This is a genomic window from Aquitalea sp. ASV11, from assembly GCF_016429185.1.
Taxonomy (GTDB): domain Bacteria; phylum Pseudomonadota; class Gammaproteobacteria; order Burkholderiales; family Chromobacteriaceae; genus Aquitalea; species Aquitalea pelogenes.
Genome location: NZ_JAELUD010000007.1, coordinates 20,995 through 40,142, shown reverse-complemented (window position 1 = coordinate 40,142; position 19,148 = coordinate 20,995). Strand labels below are relative to the sequence as shown.

Annotated in this window: 20 protein-coding genes and 1 pseudogene; 18 read left to right on the top strand and 3 right to left on the bottom strand. The window is 60.6% G+C overall.

The window, feature by feature from the left end:
* The first annotated feature begins 127 nt into the window (after positions 1-127).
* Complete coding sequence (locus JHD62_RS04125) at positions 128-1,525, top strand: amino acid permease (RefSeq protein WP_199101881.1); 1,398 nt, start codon at positions 128-130, stop codon at positions 1,523-1,525.
* 80 nt (positions 1,526-1,605) lie between these two features.
* On the opposite strand, the gene JHD62_RS04120 is transcribed toward JHD62_RS04125, so the two are convergent.
* On the bottom strand, positions 1,606-2,382 hold the full coding sequence (locus JHD62_RS04120; protein ID WP_199101880.1) for an isochorismatase family protein: 777 nt from the start codon (positions 2,380-2,382) through the stop codon (positions 1,606-1,608).
* A 235-nt stretch (positions 2,383-2,617) separates the two neighbouring features.
* Here JHD62_RS04120 and ssuE point away from each other — a divergent pair, with 235 nt between their 5' ends.
* From ssuE to JHD62_RS04045, 16 genes and pseudogenes are all read left to right on the top strand, one after another.
* Positions 2,618-3,208 (top strand): NADPH-dependent FMN reductase, encoded by a 591-nt coding sequence (gene ssuE / locus JHD62_RS04115; RefSeq protein ID WP_199101879.1) that lies wholly within the window; start codon positions 2,618-2,620, stop codon positions 3,206-3,208.
* A 14-nt stretch (positions 3,209-3,222) separates the two neighbouring features.
* Entirely contained in the window at positions 3,223-4,158 is a 936-nt protein-coding gene (locus JHD62_RS04110; protein ID WP_199101878.1) for a sulfonate ABC transporter substrate-binding protein, read from the top strand.
* A 44-nt stretch (positions 4,159-4,202) separates the two neighbouring features.
* On the top strand, positions 4,203-5,342 hold the full coding sequence (gene ssuD, locus JHD62_RS04105) for an FMNH2-dependent alkanesulfonate monooxygenase (protein WP_199101877.1): 1,140 nt from the start codon (positions 4,203-4,205) through the stop codon (positions 5,340-5,342).
* An 11-nt stretch (positions 5,343-5,353) separates the two neighbouring features.
* Positions 5,354-6,145, top strand: a complete 792-nt coding sequence (gene ssuC / locus JHD62_RS04100) for an aliphatic sulfonate ABC transporter permease SsuC (RefSeq protein ID WP_199101876.1) — start codon at positions 5,354-5,356, stop codon at positions 6,143-6,145.
* Between the two features lie 10 nt (positions 6,146-6,155).
* Entirely contained in the window at positions 6,156-6,947 is a 792-nt protein-coding gene (locus JHD62_RS04095; RefSeq protein WP_233160618.1) for an ATP-binding cassette domain-containing protein, read from the top strand.
* Positions 6,948-6,970: 23 nt separating this feature from the next.
* Positions 6,971-7,189 carry a molybdopterin-binding protein gene (locus JHD62_RS04090; RefSeq protein WP_045844948.1) on the top strand — a complete coding sequence of 73 codons (219 nt, stop codon included), beginning with the start codon at positions 6,971-6,973 and terminating at the stop codon, positions 7,187-7,189.
* Positions 7,190-7,413: 224 nt separating this feature from the next.
* Positions 7,414-8,145, top strand: a pseudogene (locus JHD62_RS04085) (methionine ABC transporter ATP-binding protein); the annotation flags it as partial.
* Positions 8,146-8,169: 24 nt separating this feature from the next.
* A complete protein-coding gene (locus tag JHD62_RS23040) occupies positions 8,170-8,427 on the top strand; it encodes an NIL domain-containing protein (RefSeq protein WP_370541026.1) in 258 nt (85 codons plus the stop codon).
* Positions 8,424-9,101, top strand: a complete 678-nt coding sequence (locus tag JHD62_RS04080; RefSeq protein WP_045844950.1) for a methionine ABC transporter permease — start codon at positions 8,424-8,426, stop codon at positions 9,099-9,101. The genes JHD62_RS23040 and JHD62_RS04080 overlap by 4 nt, the downstream gene beginning before the upstream one ends.
* A 107-nt stretch (positions 9,102-9,208) precedes the next feature.
* Positions 9,209-9,997, top strand: a complete 789-nt coding sequence (locus tag JHD62_RS04075; RefSeq protein WP_059285570.1) for a MetQ/NlpA family ABC transporter substrate-binding protein — start codon at positions 9,209-9,211, stop codon at positions 9,995-9,997.
* Positions 9,998-10,269: 272 nt separating this feature from the next.
* Positions 10,270-10,815 (top strand): rhodanese-like domain-containing protein, encoded by a 546-nt coding sequence (locus tag JHD62_RS04070; RefSeq protein ID WP_199101874.1) that lies wholly within the window; start codon positions 10,270-10,272, stop codon positions 10,813-10,815.
* Between the two features lie 41 nt (positions 10,816-10,856).
* Entirely contained in the window at positions 10,857-11,792 is a 936-nt protein-coding gene (epsC, locus tag JHD62_RS04065; RefSeq protein WP_199101873.1) for a serine O-acetyltransferase EpsC, read from the top strand.
* Between the two features lie 157 nt (positions 11,793-11,949).
* Positions 11,950-12,882 (top strand): family 2A encapsulin nanocompartment shell protein, encoded by a 933-nt coding sequence (locus JHD62_RS04060; RefSeq protein WP_199101872.1) that lies wholly within the window; start codon positions 11,950-11,952, stop codon positions 12,880-12,882.
* Positions 12,857-14,677, top strand: coding sequence for a family 2A encapsulin nanocompartment cargo protein cysteine desulfurase (locus JHD62_RS04055; RefSeq protein ID WP_199101871.1), 1,821 nt, complete (start codon positions 12,857-12,859; stop codon positions 14,675-14,677). The genes JHD62_RS04060 and JHD62_RS04055 overlap by 26 nt, the downstream gene beginning before the upstream one ends.
* Before the next feature lie 280 nt (positions 14,678-14,957).
* Entirely contained in the window at positions 14,958-15,392 is a 435-nt protein-coding gene (locus tag JHD62_RS04050) for a GNAT family N-acetyltransferase (protein WP_199101870.1), read from the top strand.
* 114 nt (positions 15,393-15,506) lie between these two features.
* Complete coding sequence (locus JHD62_RS04045; protein ID WP_370541025.1) at positions 15,507-16,325, top strand: hypothetical protein; 819 nt, start codon at positions 15,507-15,509, stop codon at positions 16,323-16,325.
* Here the strand turns inward: JHD62_RS04045 and JHD62_RS04040 are convergent, their stop codons facing one another.
* Both JHD62_RS04040 and JHD62_RS04035 read right to left on the bottom strand, forming a co-directional pair.
* Positions 16,326-17,123 (bottom strand): response regulator, encoded by a 798-nt coding sequence (locus tag JHD62_RS04040; protein ID WP_199101868.1) that lies wholly within the window; start codon positions 17,121-17,123, stop codon positions 16,326-16,328.
* Positions 17,124-17,230: 107 nt separating this feature from the next.
* Positions 17,231-18,235: a class 1 fructose-bisphosphatase gene (locus JHD62_RS04035; RefSeq protein WP_045844957.1), complete on the bottom strand. Its 1,005-nt coding sequence runs from the start codon at positions 18,233-18,235 to the stop codon at positions 17,231-17,233.
* Between the two features lie 146 nt (positions 18,236-18,381).
* Between JHD62_RS04035 and JHD62_RS04030 the strand changes: the two genes are divergently transcribed.
* Positions 18,382-19,146, top strand: coding sequence for an ABC transporter substrate-binding protein (locus JHD62_RS04030; protein WP_199101867.1), 765 nt, complete (start codon positions 18,382-18,384; stop codon positions 19,144-19,146).
* The last annotated feature ends 2 nt before the right edge of the window (positions 19,147-19,148 follow it).

Genomic DNA, 19,148 nt, shown 5'->3' with positions numbered 1-19,148 from the left:
CGACAGTGAAATGAAGGGTTTAGCATTGTCCCGTAGTCAGATCAAAGAATAAGCAATCCGCGTTTGTCAGAATAAGCGTCAGGATTGGATATTCGATAAATATGTGAAACCAACGGGAATAAAAATCGTGTCAGAAAATCAGAGTGACAAAAAGCTGCAGCGCGGGCTTGAGGCACGACATATCGAACTGATTGCCCTTGGCGGGACAATCGGTGTCGGTCTGTTCATGGGCTCGGCCAGCACGCTGAAATGGACGGGGCCTTCGGTCTTGCTGGCGTATGCCATTGCCGGGGTCTTCATTTTCTTTATCATGCGCACCATGGGCGAGATGCTGCACACCGAGCCGGTGGCAGGCTCCTTTGCCCATTACGCTTACAAATACCTCAGCCCCTACTGGGGCTACCTCACCGCCTGGGCTTACTGGCTGATGTGGATTGCCGTGGGCATTTCGGAAATCACCGCGGCCGGGGTGTATGTGCAGTACTGGTTTCCTACCGTGCCGCAGTGGGTGCCGGCCATTGCCTTTGTCGCCATCCTGGCAGCCTCCAACCTGCTGGCGGTGCGTCTGTACGGCGAGTTCGAGTTCTGGTTTGGCCTGATCAAGATCTCCACCATCGTGGTGATGATTCTGGTGGGCCTGAAGCTGATCCTGGTGGGTGGTGGCGACATGCCGGCAGTCGGCTTTGGCAACCTTACCGCGCATGACGGCTTCTTTGCCGGTGGCGCCAAGGGCTTTTTATTTGCGCTCTGTCTGGTGGTGGCCGCTTATCAGGGGGTAGAGCTGGTTGGCATTACCGCGGGTGAAGCCAAGGACCCGCAAGTCACCCTCAAGCGCGCCATCAACAACATCATCTGGCGCATCCTGATTTTCTATGTCGGTGCCATCTTCGTCATTGTTGCCATTTACCCGTGGAACCAGATCGGTACCAGCGGCAGCCCCTTCGTGCTGACCTTTGCCAAGGTGGGCATTGCCGCCGCCGCGGGTGTCATCAACTTCGTGGTGCTGACCGCAGCGCTGTCCGGCTGCAATAGCGGCATCTACAGCTGTGGCCGCATGCTGTATACCCTGGCGCAGAACAAGCAGCTGCCGTCCTTCCTGGGCAAGGTGTCCAAGGGCGGGGTGCCGGTCAACGCCATCTGGGTGACCATTGCCTGCATCGGCCTGGGTTCCGCACTCAACTACATCATTCCGAATCCGGAACGTGTATTCGTGTACGTATACAGCGCCAGTGTATTGCCGGGCATGGTGCCCTGGTTTGTGGTGCTGGTATGCCAGGCGCGCTTCCGCCTGGCGCACAGCGAAAAAATGCACAGCCACCCGTTCAAGTCCATCCTGTTCCCCTTCACCAACTGGCTGACCATTGCCTTCCTGGTGTGCGTGCTGTTCGGCATGCTGGTGAACCCGGATACCCGCGTATCGCTGTTTGTCGGTACCGGCCTGCTGTTGGCAGTGTCGGTGGTGTACAAGATGTTCAATCTCGGCCGTCATCACCAGCCTGTATTGGCGACGGTGAAGCGTGACTAAGTGATTCAGGGGGGCGCGTGCTCCCCCGGAATGCAAAAAGGGCGTGCCATCTGGCACGCCCTTTTCGTTTGCCGGACGGGCTAGGCAAACAAGGCCGTGCTGGGGAGGATCTGCGCACCCAACTGGCGGATTTCCGCGACAAAGCCCTCTGCCTGTGCCTCGAATCCCGGCACGGGACTGCTGCAGTCGGACAGCAGCACCAGCTTGCGGGCAAAGTCGGCCCCCAGGTGGCGCAGCAGGCTGCGTACCGAACTGGCCACACAGTGGGACAGTGCCTCGCCGGCCACGATAACCCGCTGTGCTGCCACCAGTGCAGCCACTTGTTGCGGCTGGAAGCGGGTATCCGGGTCATCTGCCAGTGGCAGGTCGGCTTCGAAGGCCGAGAAATGCTCGGTCAGCGGGTTCAGTCCCTTGAACAGGTACTGCACCGGGCGCAGGCGCTGGCATTCCCATTGCTGTAGTGCCTGGTTGAGGCCGTCGTGAATATTGTGTCCCCAACTGCCAGTAAGGCAGTGCGGCGGCCATACAAACAGCGTGCAGTGCTGCAGGTAATGACGCACGGCAGGTAGCAGGGTAGGGTCGGCCGGAAGCCAGCGTCCGGCATCCACGTCGGTCAGGGTGATGGGGCAGAGCAAGGGCTGTTCTCCAGCCGGGCCGCGCCAGAAAGCCGGGTGAGCGATGTCATAGCGATGGTGGCTGTCCAGGGTGACGGTGATGGCATCCAGTACCGGGCCATGCTGTTCAATCAGCCTGGCAAGCCGGTCCATGTCGCGGCAGGCGCCCGTGACCGGCAAGGCGGAGGCGGGCAGGTCACAAAAGTCGTTTTGCGGATCAATGATCAGGAGATGCTGGCTCATGGTGCTGGTTCCGGATGACAGGCCGCCATTTTGCAAGCAGCGGACTGGTTTGGGTAGTCAGCTCAGCATTTCTATGCACGGTGTTGTCAGTGCCGCTTCGCCTTTGTGTACGGGATATCAGTTATTTCCATAAGCATTTTTTCTGATAACAAGTTCGTTTTTTCTTGCTTATGGATATAAAACAGCTCTGCTAAGGTGCAGTCCATTGCCATGACGCACTGCGGAAAACCCACCCATGACCGTTCTCGCCATTCTCGGCAGCCCCAGTAAAACCTCGCGCACTGCGCGCCTGATCGAGCGCAGCCGTGTTGCGCTGACTGCACTGGATATCGAGCTGCAAACCATCAGCATTCACGACTTTCCGGCCGATGCACTATTGCACGGCCAGTTTTCCCATCCGCAAATCCAGGACTTCCAGCAGCGCATCAGTGCGGCCAGTGGCCTGATCATTGCCACGCCGGTGTACAAGGCGGCTTATGCCGGTGCGCTAAAAGTGCTGCTGGACCTGATTCCGGAAGGCGGTCTTGCCGGCAAGCCGGTGCTGCCGCTGGTAAGCGGCGGTAGCCCCGGTCATCTGCTGGCAGTGGATTATTCCATCAAGCCGGTGCTGGCCGCGCTCAAGGCCAGCGCCATTCACCAGGGCGTGTATGCGGTGGAATCGCAAATCGGTGCCAATGCCAATGGCGAGGCCGAACTGGCCGAAGAGCTGGAACAGCGCCTGCAAACCGCCGTGAATGAGTTTGCCGCCCTGCTGGGGGTGAATGCACCGGCCCCGCATGCCCCGCGCTATGCCAACGATTTCATTTCCCGGCTGATCAGCCTGTAATTCCGGACTTCATCATGACTCTATCCCTCCTGAAAAAAGCGCTGGGTCTCGCCATGCTGGCGAGCTGGTCGCTGGCAGCCCACGCGCTGGACCTGAATGTCGGCTATCAGAAAAGTGCCATCAATCTGGTGTCACTCAAGGCGCAAGGCACGCTGGAAAAGCAGCTGGCTCCGCTGGGCGTGACGGTGAAATGGTATGAATTCCAGGCCGGCCCACCGATTCTGGAAGCCATGAATGCCGGCAGTGTCAGCATTGGCATGACCGGTGATTCCCCGCCGGTATTTGCCCAGGCTGCCGGGGCCAATATCGTGTACATCGGCCAGGAACCGTCCAAGCCGGAATCCTCCGCCATCCTGCTGCCCGCCAACTCGCCCATCAAGAAACTGGCCGACCTCAAGGGCAAGCGCGTGGCCTTTACCAAGGGCTCCAGTGCGCACTACCTGACGGTGGCAGCACTGAAAAAGGCCGGGCTGCAGTACAGCGACATCACCCCTGTTTACCTGACGCCGTCCGAGGCGCGTGCCGCCTTCGAGCGTGGCAGCGTGGATGCCTGGAGCATCTGGGACCCGTACTACGCCGCGGCCACCCGCGCCGGTGGTGTGCGCGTGCTGTCCACCGGCAAGGGGCTGAGCGCCAACAACACCTTCTATCTGGCGGCACGTGACTTTGCCCAGGCCAACCCCAAGGTGATTGCCATCGTGTTCAAGGCGTTGACCGACAACAACAAACAGCTGCGTGGCGATGTGCAGCAAGTAGCCAAAACCCTGTCCGGCTACACCGGGCTGGAAGCGGAAACCTATGCCGCCATGCTCAGCCGTCACCCGGACTACAGCGTCAGCTATGTCAACGCCAAAACCATCCAGCAGCAACAGCAAGTGGCCGATACCTTCCACGCACTGGGCCTGATTCCCAAGGCCATCAAGGTGCAGGACGCGGTGTGGAAGCCCTGAGCGCAATTCAAGAACAAGCAAAGAACAAGACAGGAAGAATGGACATGCAGATTTTCTGGTTTTTCCCCACCCATGGTGATGGTCGTTATCTGGGCAGCCCGGAAGGTGCGCGCACCGTGGATCTGGACTACCTCACCCAGATTGCCCGCGCGGCCGACAGCCTGGGTTTTGATGGCGCGCTGATTCCCACCGGCCGTTCGTGCGAAGACCCGTGGGTGACTGCTGCCACGCTGATTCCGGCCACCCGCAAGCTGAAATTCCTGGTGGCAGTGCGCCCCGGCATCATGTCGCCCACGGTGGCGGCACGCATGGCCTCCAGCTTTGACCGCCTGTCGCAAGGCCGCCTGCTGGTGAATGTGGTGGCCGGGGGCGACCCGGTGGAGCTGGCTGGCGATGGCAGCTGGCTCAGTCACGACGAGCGCTACGAAGCCGCCAGCGAATTCCTGCATATCTGGAAGGGTGTGCTGGCCGGTGACAAGGTGAATCTGGACGGCAAGCACATCAAGGTGAGCGATGCCCAGTTGCTGTATCCGCCGGTGAGCAAGCCTTATCCGCCACTGTACTTTGGCGGCTCGTCCGATGCCGCGCATGATCTGGCGGCCGAGCATGTGGATGTCTACCTCAGCTGGGGCGAGCCGCCAGCGGAAGTGGCCAAGAAGATTGCCGATGTGCGGGCGCGGGCCGCAAAACTGGGCCGCACGGTGCGCTTTGGCATCCGTCTGCACATCATCGTGCGCGAAACCAATGAGGAAGCCTGGGCCGCGGCCGACCGGCTGATCAGCCGTCTGGATGACACCACCATTGCCAATGCGCAGAAAACGCTGGCACGTGCCGACTCGGAAGGCCAGCGCCGCATGGCTGCGCTGCATGGCGGTAGCCGCGACAAGCTGGAAATCTCGCCCAATCTGTGGGCTGGCATCGGTCTGGTGCGCGGCGGTGCAGGCACGGCGCTAGTGGGTGATGGCCCCACGGTGGCGGCACGCATGCAGGAATACGCCGAGCTGGGCATCGAAACCTTTGTGTTCTCCGGCTACCCGCATCTGGACGAAGCTTACCGCGTGGCCGAGCTACTGTTCCCGCATCTGCCGGACCGTCTCAAGGCCAGTATCGGCCAGCAACCGGCAGGCGAGGTGATGGCCAACCAGCTGTTGCCCAATGAAATCCGCCAGGCGGCGGCCTCCTGAGGAGCATGGCCATGTCACGTTCACATGCATTGGCACAAGGCCTGTGGCAGCGTTTGCTGCCCTGGCTGGTGCCCATCCTGTTGCTGCTGTTCTGGCAGCTGGCCTCGGTGGCCGGCTGGCTGAACCACCGGGTTTTGCCCGCACCCACCGAAGTGCTGGTGGCCTTCTGGCAATTGCTGAGCAGTGGCGACCTGTTCCGTCATCTGGCGGTCAGTTTTGCCCGCGTGGCCAGCGGTTTTGTCATCGGTGCCGGCCTTGGTCTGGCATTCGGCCTGCTGGCCGGGGTATCCCGGCTGGGCGAGGCATTGTTTGATACCACCTTGCAGATGCTGCGTAACATTCCGCCGCTGGCCATCCTGCCCTTGGTGATCCTGTGGTTCGGCATTGATGAATCCGCCAAGGTGTTCCTGGTGGCCTTCGGTGTGCTATTCCCGGTGTACCTGAACACTTATCACGGCATTCGCTCGCTGAACCCGCAGCTGCTGGAAATGGCGCGCAGCTATGGCCTCAGCGGTAATGCCCTGTTCCGTCAGGTGGTGCTGCCCGGTGCCTTGCCATCGATTCTGGTGGGCATACGCTACGCACTGGGCATTGCCTGGATCATCCTGATCGTGGCGGAAACCCTGTCTGCCACCAGCGGCATCGGTTATCTGGCGTCCAATGCGCGGGAATTCCTGCAAACCGACATCGTGGTGCTGTCCATCCTGCTGTATGCCGCACTGGGTAAGGTGGTGGATGTGGCCGCCCGCGCACTGGAAAAGCGCTGGTTGCGCTGGCATCCGTCCTATTTCAAGGCCGCCTGAGGAGAACATGATGAAACTGGATGATCTCAAGACGGCCAGCCCCATCGTGCTGCAAGGCCTTATCCGCCGCTTTGGCGAGCGCGTGGTGCTGGACGCGCTGGACCTGCACATTCCGCAAGGTCAATTCCTGGCCATTGTCGGCCGCTCCGGTTGCGGCAAGAGCACCTTGCTGCGTTTGCTGGCCGGGCTGGATCAGGCCGATGGCGGCCTGTTGCAGCAGCCGGCCGGGCAAAGCGTGCGGGTGATGTTCCAGGAAGCCCGCCTGCTGCCGTGGAAGAGCGTGCTGGACAATGTGGCACTGGGTTTGCCAGCCAGCCGACGTGGCGAAGCTGAGCAAGCCTTGGCCGAAGTAGGGCTGGCTGATCGGGCGCAGGAATGGCCGGCCCGGTTATCCGGCGGTCAGCGTCAGCGGGTGGCCCTGGCGCGGGCGCTGGTGCATCAGCCCTCGCTGCTGTTGCTGGACGAGCCCCTGGGCGCGCTGGATGCGCTCACCCGGCTGGAAATGCAGGGCCTGATCGAGCGCTTGTGGCAGCAGCATGGCTGCACCACGGTGCTGGTAACGCATGATGTCAGCGAAGCCGTGACCCTGGCCGACCGCGTGGTGTTGCTGGAAGAGGGCCGGGTGGCGCTGGATTTGCCGGTGGAGCTGCCACGTAGCCGCGACCCGGCCGATAGCCGCTTTGTCGCGCTGGAGCAGCACATCCTGCAACGCGTGCTGCAAGGGCCTTCCTTCAATGCGCCGCTTATCAATGAAACACCGCTCGCGTCGCTGCATTTCTCGCAGCTGCACTGGGCCTTGTAACCCCATTACATAGAAAGCAGATCATGAGCATTCAATCCATTAATGTCCGCAACCAGTTCAAGGGCGTGATCAAGGAAATCATCGAAGGACCGGTCTTGTCCGAAGTGGATGTGGAAACCGCCTCCGGTATTGTTACCTCGGTGATTACCACCCGTTCGGTGCGCGAATTGCAGTTGAAAGTAGGTTCGCCGGTGGTGGCCTTCGTCAAATCCACTGAAGTGTCGATCGCCACGCTGGCCTGAACTGACACCTGTCTTCCGCCGCAAGCTGGCTGCGCGCTGGCGTGCGGCGGAGGATGAGTGCATGCAGTTTTCTGTATCCAATATTCTTCAAAACGATATACAACGAAATTTTTATTATTTTTGGTTTGTGCTTGCAGCCGCTAGACTTGCCACTCCTGACGGGTTATCCCCCGTCGCTCACCCGCTTTCTGCCCGATCAGGGCAGGGGATAGAACGCAGACGGTATGATAGAAGTACGCAATCTCAGCAAGCATTTCAGCCATGAAGGCCGCCGCATTGCCGCACTGGACGATGTCAGCCTGCAAGTGGCTGCCGGAGAAATCTACGGCATCATCGGCCGCTCGGGGGCCGGTAAAAGTACCCTGATTCGTTGCCTCAACCTGCTGGAGCGTCCGGATAGCGGCACCGTGACGCTGGGCGAGCAGGAACTCACCGCCTTGCCGGAAGCCGAGCTGCAACTGCGCCGCCAGCGCATCGGCATGGTGTTCCAGCATTTCAATCTGCTGCGTTCGCGCACCGTGGGCGGCAATGTACGCTTCCCGCTGGAGCTGGCCGGTACGCTTAGCCCGGCGCAAATGGACGCGCGGGTGGACGAATTGCTGCAACTGGTGGGCCTCGCCGATCACAAGGACAAACGTCCGTCGCAATTGTCTGGCGGGCAAAAGCAGCGCGTGGGCATTGCCCGTGCGCTGGCCAATCACCCGGACCTGCTGCTGTGTGACGAAGCAACGTCAGCACTGGACCCGGAAACTACGGATTCGATTCTGGCCCTGCTGGCCGACATCAACCGTCAGCTCAATCTCACCATCGTGCTGATTACCCACGACATGCGCGTGATTCGCCAGCTGTGCGATCACGTGTCGGTGATGGATCACGGCAAGGTGGTGGAAAAGGGCAGCGTGCTGGATGTGTTCCTGCAACCGCAGCATGCCGTCACCCGCAGCCTGCTGGCCGAAACCGGTTTTGGCCAGGGCGAGCGGGTGGACGCCTGGCGTGCGCGCATTGGCGTGCCGCTGCTCAAGCTCACCTTTGTCGGTGAACCCACGCTCAGCCCGGTGCTGGACAAGGTAGGCCGCGGAACCGGCCTGCGCGTCAACCTGCTCAGCGGCACCTTGAGCGAAATCCGTGACACCCCTTGCGGCCAGCTGCTGGTGGGCGTGGTGGCGTCTGATGTGGAACTGCCGGCCCTGCCGGAGATTTTTGCCCGCGAGGGTGTACGTTGCGAGGTGCTGGCATGAGCGGATTCGACCCAAGCCTGTTGTTGACGGTGGACTGGCCGGAAATCGGCACTGCCACCCTGGATACCCTGACCATGCTGGGCGTGTCCCTGCTGTTTACCATTGTGTTCGGCCTGCCGCTGGGCGTGCTGCTGTACATCAGCGCACCGGGCCAGCTGCGCGCCCGCCCGCGTCTGTATGCGGTGCTGTCTTTCCTGGTGAACGTGCTGCGCTCCTTGCCGTTTGTCATTTTGCTGATCGTGCTGATTCCGCTCACCCTGCTGCTGGTGGGTACCTCCATCGGCGTGGCCGGTGCCATCGTGCCGCTGGTGGTGGGGGCCATTCCCTTCTTTGGCCGCCTGGTGGAAAACGTGCTGCGCGAAATCGACCGCGGCGTGATTGAAGCCAGCCAGTCCATGGGGGCCAAACTGCCGCAGATCGTGTTCAAGGTACTGCTGCCCGAAGCCATGCCCGGTCTGATTGGCGCGGCCACCGTTACCGCCGTGGCGCTGGTGGGTTATACCGCCATGTCCGGTGTGATCGGCGGCGGTGGCCTGGGCGATCTGGCCATCCGCTACGGCTATCAGCGCTTCCAGACCGAGGTGATGATCGTCACCGTGGCCCTGCTGCTGGTGCTGGTGCAAGCCCTGCAAACTGCGGGCGATGCCCTGGTGCGTCGCTGTCGCTTTGGCTGAGTCAGCCGCCAGCACATTACTGCATTCCCTTTGTTGTGAATCCCTGTGCAGCCGGACCTGACCGGCTGTATGGACCCCCTTTGCCCATTGATCTGGAGAAAATAACGATGAAACGCGTTTCCAAACTGTTTGCTGCACTGAGCCTGAGCGTGGCCGCACTGGCCGTACACGCCGAAAATGTAAAACTGGTTGTTGCTGCTTCCCCGGTACCGCATGCTGAAATCCTGGAAGCCCTGAAGCCTACCCTGGCCAAGCAAGGTGTGGATTTGCAAGTAAAGGTGTTCAACGACTACGTGCTGCCTAACACCCAGGTAGAAGAAAAGCAGCTGGATGCCAACTTCTTCCAGCACATTCCGTATCTGGACAAGTTCAACAAGGATCGTGGCACCCATCTGGTGGTGGCTTCCAAGCCGGTGCACATCGAGCCGTTTGCTGCTTACTCCAGCAAGTACAAGAAAGTGGCTGACCTGCCGCAGGGCGCTACCGTGGCCATCCCGAATGACCCGACCAATGCCGGCCGTGCCCTGCTGCTGCTGGATCAGGGCGGTGTGATCAAGCTGAAGGACCGCAAGAACATCTACCCGACCACCAAGGACATCGTGTCCAACCCGAAGAACATCAAGATCAAGGAACTGGAAGCCGCTACCCTGCCGCGCGTGCTGAACCAGGTTGATATCGCCCTGATCAACGCCAACTACGCGCTGGAAGCCAAGCTGAACCCGAAGAAGGATGGCCTGTTCACCGAAACCACCTCGCCGTATGCCAACCTGCTGGTAGCCCGTCCGGACAACAAGGACAGCGCCGCCATCAAGAAGCTGGCTGCTGCGCTGAACAGCCCGGAAGCCAAGAAGTTCATCGAAACCAAGTACCAGGGCGCAGTGATTCCGGCTTTCTGATCCGAACTTGATACGCACTGCTGACTGAAAACGGGATGGCAAACGCCATCCCGTTTTGTATTTGCACGGCTTTCTATTACGCTTTCTGATGCTTTTTTAAGTACATGCAAGCTATTGATAAGCGTATTCATTTTGCTATGCCAGAAAATTCCATAAGAACGGCATGGTTATCTATTTTCTTCATAATCACTGCAGTTTTTCTTGCTTAGTCGGCAGCACGCTGCCGCGTATATTGGTCTGCAAGCCAGATGGCACCAGTCAGGGAGACCAACATGACGCAACTGCACACCAACACCACCTCCAGCATCACCCCGAATACCAACCAGGCCGGACCTAGCGGCCATCAACTCAGTGCCACCGACGCAGTCAGTGCCAGCGAAGAACTGCTGGAAATTGCCCGCCTGCGTGCGGCAGACAGCGGCCTTGCCTATACCGGCGCACTCTACCCGCTGGAAGCCTGGTCGCTGGTGGAGGCCGGTGTGGCCACGCTGGTGGATGTGCGTACCGCAGAAGAGCGCAAATTCGTCGGCCAGGTACCAGGCTCGCTGCATGTGGCCTGGCAGACCGGTACGGCGCTGATCAAGAATCCGCGTTTCCTGCGCGAGCTGGAAAACAAGACCGGCGGCAAGGACAGCATCGTGGTGCTGCTGTGCCGCAGTGGCAAGCGTTCCGCCGCCGCGGCCGAGGCAGCTGCCAAGGCCGGCTTTACCCAGGTGTACAACGTGCTGGAAGGTTTCGAGGGCGATCTGGACAGCCAGAACCAGCGCGGTGATGTGGGTGGCTGGCGCTACTGGAACCTGCCCTGGCAGCAAGACTGAAACCCGGCCCAGGCCCGACTGACGATAGAGCGAGTGAAGCCATGAATGATCTGGTCCGCCCCTTTGGTCCCTCCCAGCCGGTGGTACACGACTGGCATCTGGACAGTGTAGTCAGCGCCCTGCATGCGGCGCGTGCCGACTGGCGGCAAAGCCAGGGCCGCTTGCGGGATTTTTCCACCAGAGAATTTCCGTCTCGCGCCGCCTTGCGCGATATCGTCGCCACGCTGGCTGCCGCGCTGTTCCCGATGCGGCTGGGTCCACCGGGGCTACGCGACAGCAGCGAAGACTTTTTTGTCGGCCATAGCCTCGCGGTGGCGCTGGATGCGCTGGCAGCGCAAGTGGTGCTGGAGCTGCGCTACAGCGCCCGCCTGAACGGGATGACGGCAGAGGACAGTGAGGCGCAGGCGGTGGCCATCATCCAGCAGTTTGCTGCTGCCTTGCCCGACCAGCGCCGCCTGCTGGATGCCGACATCACTGCCGCCTGGCAGGGCGACCCGGCAGCGCGCAGTGTGGATGAAGTCCTGTTGTGCTACCCCGGCATCAACGCCATTCTGCATCACCGTCTGGCGCACCTGCTGTATCGCGCAGGTTTGCCCCTTATTGCCCGCATCATCGCCGAAATCGCCCATGGTGAAACCGGTATCGACATTCACCCCGGCGCGCAGATCGGTGCCGGCTTTTTCATCGATCACGGCACTGGCGTGGTGATAGGCGAAACCGCTGTCATCGGTGAGCGGGTGCGGCTGTATCAGGCGGTCACCCTGGGTGCCAAGCGCTTCGAACAGGGCGAGGATGGCAGCCTGCTCAAGGGCCAGCCGCGCCATCCAATTGTGGAAGACGATGTGGTGATTTACGCCGGGGCCACCGTGCTCGGGCGCATCACCATCGGGCGTGGTTCCAGCATAGGCGGCAATGTCTGGCTCACCCGCAGTGTGCCGCCGGGCAGTCAGATTACCCAGGCCAGCTTGCAAGGCTGATTCAGGCCCTCTCTTTTACTCATTTAAGACAATTCCGATGAATTACCCCACCGCGCTACGGCATGCTGCCGGGCTGGGCGGAGTATTGCCTGCAGGTTGCCGGCAAGGGGTTTGTGCAGCCTGCAGATTGTTTTTTTAACCACCTTATGGAGCAGACATGTCTCAACATCAGGACGTCAAACAGGCACTGGGCGACAACGCAGCGCGCCAGCTAGCCAATGCCACCAAAACCGTACCGCAGTTGTCCACCATCAGCCCGCGCTGGCTGGTGCACCTGCTGCAATGGTCGCCGGTAGAAGCGGGCATTTTCCGTCTGAACCGGGTGAAAAATGCCGCTGGCGTGCAGGTGGCCTGCTCGCAGCGCGATGAATCCGAACTGCCGCAAACCTTTGTCGATTACGAAGAACAGCCGCGCGAACTGTTCCTCAATGCGGTGACCACCGTGCTGGACGTGCACACCCGTGTGTCCGACCTGTACAGCAGCCCGCACGACCAGATCAAGGAACAGCTGCGCCTGACCATTGAAACCATCAAGGAGCGTCAGGAATCCGAGCTGATCAACAACCCGGAATACGGCTTGCTGGCCAATGTGGACGAAACCCAGCGCATCTCCACCCTGACCGGCGCACCGACCCCGGACGATCTGGACGAGCTGTTGACCAAGGTATGGAAAGAACCGGGCTTCTTCCTCGCCCACCCGCTGGCCATTGCCGCCTTCGGTCGCGAATGCACCCGTCGTGGCGTGCCGCCGCCGACTGTAAGCCTGTTCGGTTCGCAGTTCATCACCTGGCGCGGTGTACCCATCATCCCGTCGGACAAGCTGCCGATCGACGAAGACGGCAAGACCAAGATCCTGCTGCTGCGCGTGGGTGAAAAGCGTCAGGGCGTCATCGGCCTGTACCAGCCGGGTGTGGCTGGCGAACAGAGCCCGGGCCTGTCGGTGCGCTTCATGGGCATCAACCGCAACGCCATCGCGTCCTACCTGATTTCGCTGTATTGCTCGCTGGCCGTGCTGACCGAAGATGCGCTGGCCGTGCTCGAAGACGTGGAGATTGGCAAGTACCATGACTACCCAGATACCTACAAGTAAGCCTTCCGGCCTGCCAGACGGCCTGCCGGATGTCGCCCAGCTGGCGAATCTGGCCAATGCCTTCTTCAGCGCCTTGCCGGGTCAGGTGCCGGGCAGTGCGCCAGCGGCGTCCAATGGGCTGAATCTGGATGTCGCCGGTCCGCAGCTGTCGCCACAACCGGCCGCTGCCGCCGCGCATACGCCGGAACCGGCTGCGCTGGATGGCTTTGGCCGTAGTGGCCCGCATGCCTATGCTGTCCCGGAGGGCTATGGAGCGGTCATTCCGCAACTGGCCGCAGCCCAGCCTTCGGCCCCGTCCTTTGCCGGAGCAGCCGTGCCGTCTTCGCCGTATTACTTTATCGGTGAGTCCTCGGCTTATCCCTCCGCAGCACCGGATGTGGCGGTGGATGACCGGGTAACGGCACAGTCCTTTGGCCTGCCGGGGGCGGATGAGCTGCGCGCCTTGCTGGCCGGTGACAGTCGCCAGCCGGTGGCAGCGGCACCGGCGCAGGGTAATAGCCATGGCTATTACTTTGTCGAAGAGTGGCCGCAGCATGGCAAGGCGCCGGATTTCGACCGCAAGGTGGCCAGTCGCGGCCATGGCTTCGATGTAAATGCCGTGCGACGTGACTTCCCTATCCTGGCCGAACGGGTGAACGGCAAGCCGTTGATCTGGCTGGATAACGCCGCCACCACGCACAAGCCGCAAGCGGTAATCGACCGGCTGGCCTATTTCTACCAGCACGAAAACTCCAACATCCACCGTGCCGCGCATGAGCTGGCAGCGCGGGCGACGGATGCCTACGAAGCGGCCCGTAACAAGGTGGCGCGTTTCATCGGCTCTCCCAGCCCGGATCAGGTGATTTTCGTGCGCGGTGCCACCGAGGCCATCAATCTGGTGGCCAATACCTGGGGGCGCCAGAATATCGGCGCTGGCGATGAAATCGTGGTGTCGCAGCTGGAGCACCACGCCAACATCGTGCCCTGGCAGATGCTGGCAGCAGCCAGCGGAGCCAAAATCCGGGTGATTCCGGTGGATGACAGCGGCCAGATCCTGCTCGACGAATACCGCAAGCTGCTGAACAGCCGCACCAGACTGGTGGCCATCACCCAGGTATCCAATGCGCTGGGCACGGTGACGCCGGTGCAGGAAATCGTGGCGCTGGCGCATGCCGCCGGGGCGCGGGTGCTGGTGGACGGGGCGCAGTCGGTCTCGCACATGCGGGTGAACGTGCAGGCGCTGGATGCAGACTTCTTTGTGTTCTCCGGGCACAAGGTGTTTGCACCCACCGGCATTGGCGTGGTGTACGGCAAGAAGGAATTGCTGGACAGCATGCCGCCGTGGCAAGGGGGTGGCAACATGATTGCCGATGTCACCTTCGAGAAAACGCTGTATCAGCCGGCACCCAACAAGTTCGAGGCGGGCACTGGCAATATCGCGGACGCGGTGGGCCTGGGCGCAGCCATCGACTATGTCGAGCGTATCGGGCTGGAAGCCATTGCCCACTACGAGCACGACCTGCTGGTGTATGCCACCCACGGCCTGCAATCGGTACCGGGTTTGCGCCTGGTCGGCACGGCAGCCAACAAGGCCAGCGTGCTGTCCTTCGTGCTGCCGGGTTATCGCACCGAGGAAGTGGGCAAGGCGCTGAATCAGGAAGGCATTGCGGTGCGCTCCGGCCACCACTGCGCCCAACCGATTCTGCGGCGCTTCGGGCTGGAAGCCACGGTACGGCCTTCGCTGGCTTTCTATAACACCTGCGAGGAAGTCGATACCCTGGTAGCGGTATTGCAGCGTCTGGCACGGCGGCATTAAGCCGTTGTCACCGGCTGATGGCTGGCCCGAAACCCCTTTCGCTTCCTGGAAAGAAAACGAGGCTCGCTGCTGCAATTGGCAGGGTAAGAGCAGGGGGGAGGGAAGGGATGGGGCGACTGCGCAATCAGTCGCTTCATCCAGCGGGCGGCTATGCCGGGTCCGTTGAAGTTGCGGCAACTCACTTTGTCAGTAGCCTGAGGGCCGGTGCATTTGCACCGGCCTTTTCTGACTGCGGCCTGCGGGCATAACATGATGCGTGTGCCTCAAGGAAAGGACTTTCATGCCTGTCATTCGATTGATGACGCTGGATGATTACCCCACCGTGCTGCAACTGATGCAGCAAACCCCTGGTATTTCCATTCGCGATGCGGATTCGGCAGAAGCCACCGCGCGTTATCTGGCGCGCAACCCCGGCCTGAGCTTTGTGGCCGAGTGCGACGGCCAGATCGTGGGCTGTGTGATGTCCGGCCACGATGGCCGGCGTGGTTATCTGCAGCATTTGCTGGTGTTGCCTGCCTACCGCCGTCAGGGGCTGGCGCGTCGTCTGGTGGATGCCTGCATTGCCGAACTGGCACGCCAGGGTATCGCCAAGACCCATCTTGATGTTTTTCGCAGCAATACGGCTGCGCAGAGTTTCTGGGACAAGCAGGGCTGGCAGCGGCGCGAGGATATCTGCCGCTATTCCTTTATTTCCAGCGGTAACAGCCAGGCCTGATTCACTGCCCGTGCGACTGCGTCTCCTTGCCCGGACTGGCGGTAAACCACATCTTGCGCTTACAATGCGGCCCTTTTTTCTTGTCCGGGGGCTGTCATCCAAATGCTTTACGCCGTGCAACGTTATGCCGCCACGCGGCCTTGGGCCAGACGTGTCGGGCAACTCTATACCCAGGCAGTGCAAGCCGAAGCCGTACAACAGGAAGGCATGGCGCTGGTGGCGCGCGAACTGGAACGCGCAGCCCAGGTGTATCCGGCTGCATCGGCACGCATTGCCACTGAACAGCGGCTGGCCGATGCCTATGGCCAGTTTTGCCGTCATGGCCGGGTCATGGCGCATCTGGATTCCGCCCTGATGCAGGCGCTGTCGCATACCCGCTTGCCAGGCAATATGCCGGATCGCCTCACCCTGCCTGCCGAAGCCTTCTTCTTGCATGCCGGTGAGCAAGGCGCTGCTTTTGTCATGCACCTGCCGGAAAGCCGTGCGGTGGCCTTGCTGCTGATTGCGACCGATTTCTCCCTGCCGGGAAGCGACTGGCTGGCACAGGACGAGCAAACCCTGGCTTTGCTGGTGAATTACCCCGGAGAACTGGCCGCACCAATGGCAACGGTGGCACCGGAATGGCATGCGCTGTTGAGCACGGTATTGGGTGGACTGGCTGTCATGACCCAGCCCAAGCTGGAAATGGTGCGTGGCTGGGAGGAATCTGCCCCGGCTGATGCGGTGGCACTGGCCAGTCATCCGACTTGCTTCAAGTCGCGCAAGAAGGGCCGCAGCCAATTGTTGCAGGCGGGTTTTCAGGAGGTCAGCTATTGCCGCATGGCAGGAGTGGCCGAGGATGGCACGGTGTATGCCAGTCAGGGCTACTGGCGACGCCAGGCGCTGAGCGACGCACAGGGCGGCTCACGCCTGGTGTGGGTGATGCCGCGCTGATCAGCGCTGCGCCAGCTGGGTGCGCAGAATCTGGCGCACCGCCGAGGTTTCGAAGGGTTTGCCCATGATGGCCGATACGCCGGCAGCTTCGGCGGCGGCCAGTTTTTCCATGTTTTCCTCGCTGGAAATCATGATGACCGGCACCGAGCTTTGCATGCTGTTGGTGCGGATGTAGCGGGTCAGCTCGCAACCGTCCATCATCGGCATGTTGTAGTCGGTCAGCACCAGGTCAAACAGCGTGCTGTCTATCAGCGGCAGGGCATCCTTGCCGCTCCAGGATTCGGTAATCTTCTCGAAACCCAGTCGTTCCAGCACGGTGCGGATATGGCGGCGTGCCATCACGCTGTCATCCACCAGCAGAATGTTCAGGTCGGCGTAGTCAATATCGCCGTCGTTGTCACTCTGGTTGACGGACAGGAAGTCCATGGTGTCGTTGATGACCTTGCGCAGCTGGGGCAGGTCGAAGGGCTTGGGCAGAATACCCATCAGCCCGGCCTGGCGCATAGGGTCTATCAACTCGGGATTCGTCTCGCTGGACACCAGAATGAAGGGGATGTCACGCAATTCCAGATGGCCGCGCATACGGAAAATCATTTCGCCCGCCGTCATGTCCGGCAGGTGAAAGGCACTCATCACCACATCAGGCTTGTACTGGCTGATGTAGTCCAGCAAGTCTGAGCCGGTCTCAAATACCTCCATGCGCGTAATGCCCAGTTCGCCCAGCGCGTTGCGAATGATCTGCGCTTGCACGGAAGAATTTTCTGCCAGAGCGACAATCAGGTGTTGGGTAGACAGCATGCGTGGTATCCGTTATCTGATAAACGTTGATTCACTATAGGCCGCTTGGCGCAACTGTCAGTATTGCCAATGAAAAAAACCTGCCGCAAGCGACAGGGTTGATTTGATTACTGTTCCTGATGGTAGCGGGTAATGCGCTCAACTTCTTCCTTGGAGCCCAGGAATACCGCCACACGTTCGTGCAAGCCTTGCGGCTGGATATCCATGATGCGCTGATAACCATTGGTGGCTGCGCCACCGGCCTGTTCGATGATGAAGGCCATCGGGTTGCCTTCATACATGATGCGCAGCTTGCCGGCCTTGCCCGGGTCGCGGGCATCTTTCGGATACATGAAAATGCCGCCGCGGGTGATGATGCGATGCACTTCGGCCACCATGGAAGCCACCCAGCGCATGTTGTAATCCTTGCCCAGCGGGCCGGTCTTGCCTGCCAGCATTTCGTCGACATAGCGTTTTACCGGGGCTTCCCAGTGACGCATATTGGACATGTTGATGGCAAATTCCTGCGTACTTTCCGGAACCTGCATGTCGGAGTGGGTCAGCACGAAGGAGCCGTGTTCGCGATCCAGCGTAAAGCCGTGTACGCCGCTGCCAAAGGTCAGCACCAGCATGGTTTGCGGGCCGTAAACGGTGTAACCGGCGGCAACCTGTTTGGTGCCCGGTTGCAAGAAGGCTTCTTCGGTCGGGTGATCAATGCCTTCCGGGCAGCGCAGAATGGAGAAAATGGTACCAACAGAGATATTGACATCGATGTTGGAAGAACCATCCAGCGGGTCGAACATCAGCAGGTATTCACCCTTCGGGTATTCGCCCGGAATGTGATAGGGCAGTTCCATTTCTTCCGATGCCATGGCGGCTAGGCTGCCGCCCCATTCATTGGCGTCCAGCAGGAAGTCGTTGGCAATCACGTCCAGTTTCTTTTGTGCCTCGCCCTGGATGTTGCCGGTGCCGGCCTCACCCAGAATGCCGGCCAATGCCCCCTTGTTCACGGAGTAGCTGATGGCTTTACAAGCGCGGCCAACGGTTTCGATCAGCAGGCGCAGTTCCGGCGGCAGGGTGCCCGCCTTGCGCTGTTGTTCGATCAGAAAGCGGGAAAGGGTGATGCGGCTCATGTCGTTCCTTGCGTGCGGTGGATGTGCAAAACAGACCTGGTTCTGGCACAGCGAATTTCATGTCAGGCGGTCATTATAACGAATATGCCTGCATCGTCATGCGCAAACAGCTATCAATAAAAGATGATTTCGTGACGAGAGCTGCCATGCGCCTGATTCTGCTACTCATCCTGTTGCTGAACTCGCTGCCTGTTGTTGCACTGTCCATCTACACGGAAGAGTGGCCGCCGATCACCTTTTCGCGGCATGGCGTGGCCGATGGCATGGCGGTGGAAGTGGTCAGGGAGATCCAGAGTCGCATCCATGACAATGGCGGTATTGATGTCGTGCCCTGGGTGCGAGGCTACCGCGAACTGGAAACCACGCCCAATGTCATGCTGTTTACCGTGGGGCGCAGCGATGCGCGCGAAAAAATCATGACGCTGGTCGGGCCGGTAGCCATTTCGCAAACCGTGCTGCTGTGTCGCAAGGGCGAGGCAGCAGGGCTGTTGGCCTCGGGGACGGCGCTGTACAGCAGGCCGGTGGGGGCATATCGGGGCAGTATTTTTGCCGATGCGGCGGCAGCGGCAGGATTTGTTGAAGTCGATCTGGCGCCCACGCCACAGGTAACGGCGCAAAAACTACTGGGCGGACGTTATGACTTGTGGGTGGAGGGCAGTTTTGTGGTGGGGGCGGTGCTGAAGGACATCCATCAGCCACCAGACGCAGTGGAAGTGGTGAAGGTGCTGGAGTCGCTGGAGCTGTATCTGGCATTTTCCCGTGGTACCTCGGGAAAGGTGATCCAGCGCTGGTACGACGCGCTGGCCGCCATGAAAAAAGATGGCAGCTTCCGCCGCATCTACAACAAGTGGCTGCCGCGTGAAATCGCCCCGGCCGAAATACGGGAAATCGGCCTGACTCCTGCGCCCTGATT

Coding starts and splice junctions, on each gene's coding strand:
- JHD62_RS04030 (WP_199101867.1), top strand. CDS start 18,382: ATGCGCCTGATTCTGCTACTCATCCTGTTGCTGAACTCGCTGCCTGTT.
- JHD62_RS04035 (WP_045844957.1), bottom strand. CDS start 18,235: ATGAGCCGCATCACCCTTTCCCGCTTTCTGATCGAACAACAGCGCAAG.
- JHD62_RS04055 (WP_199101871.1), top strand. CDS start 12,857: ATGACTACCCAGATACCTACAAGTAAGCCTTCCGGCCTGCCAGACGGC.
- JHD62_RS04110 (WP_199101878.1), top strand. CDS start 3,223: ATGACTCTATCCCTCCTGAAAAAAGCGCTGGGTCTCGCCATGCTGGCG.
- JHD62_RS04070 (WP_199101874.1), top strand. CDS start 10,270: ATGACGCAACTGCACACCAACACCACCTCCAGCATCACCCCGAATACC.
- JHD62_RS04050 (WP_199101870.1), top strand. CDS start 14,958: ATGCCTGTCATTCGATTGATGACGCTGGATGATTACCCCACCGTGCTG.
- JHD62_RS04080 (WP_045844950.1), top strand. CDS start 8,424: ATGAGCGGATTCGACCCAAGCCTGTTGTTGACGGTGGACTGGCCGGAA.
- ssuE (WP_199101879.1), top strand. CDS start 2,618: ATGACCGTTCTCGCCATTCTCGGCAGCCCCAGTAAAACCTCGCGCACT.
- JHD62_RS04090 (WP_045844948.1), top strand. CDS start 6,971: ATGAGCATTCAATCCATTAATGTCCGCAACCAGTTCAAGGGCGTGATC.
- JHD62_RS04040 (WP_199101868.1), bottom strand. CDS start 17,123: ATGCTGTCTACCCAACACCTGATTGTCGCTCTGGCAGAAAATTCTTCC.
- ssuC (WP_199101876.1), top strand. CDS start 5,354: ATGTCACGTTCACATGCATTGGCACAAGGCCTGTGGCAGCGTTTGCTG.
- ssuD (WP_199101877.1), top strand. CDS start 4,203: ATGCAGATTTTCTGGTTTTTCCCCACCCATGGTGATGGTCGTTATCTG.
- JHD62_RS04120 (WP_199101880.1), bottom strand. CDS start 2,382: ATGAGCCAGCATCTCCTGATCATTGATCCGCAAAACGACTTTTGTGAC.
- JHD62_RS04095 (WP_233160618.1), top strand. CDS start 6,156: ATGAAACTGGATGATCTCAAGACGGCCAGCCCCATCGTGCTGCAAGGC.
- JHD62_RS04060 (WP_199101872.1), top strand. CDS start 11,950: ATGTCTCAACATCAGGACGTCAAACAGGCACTGGGCGACAACGCAGCG.
- epsC (WP_199101873.1), top strand. CDS start 10,857: ATGAATGATCTGGTCCGCCCCTTTGGTCCCTCCCAGCCGGTGGTACAC.
- JHD62_RS04075 (WP_059285570.1), top strand. CDS start 9,209: ATGAAACGCGTTTCCAAACTGTTTGCTGCACTGAGCCTGAGCGTGGCC.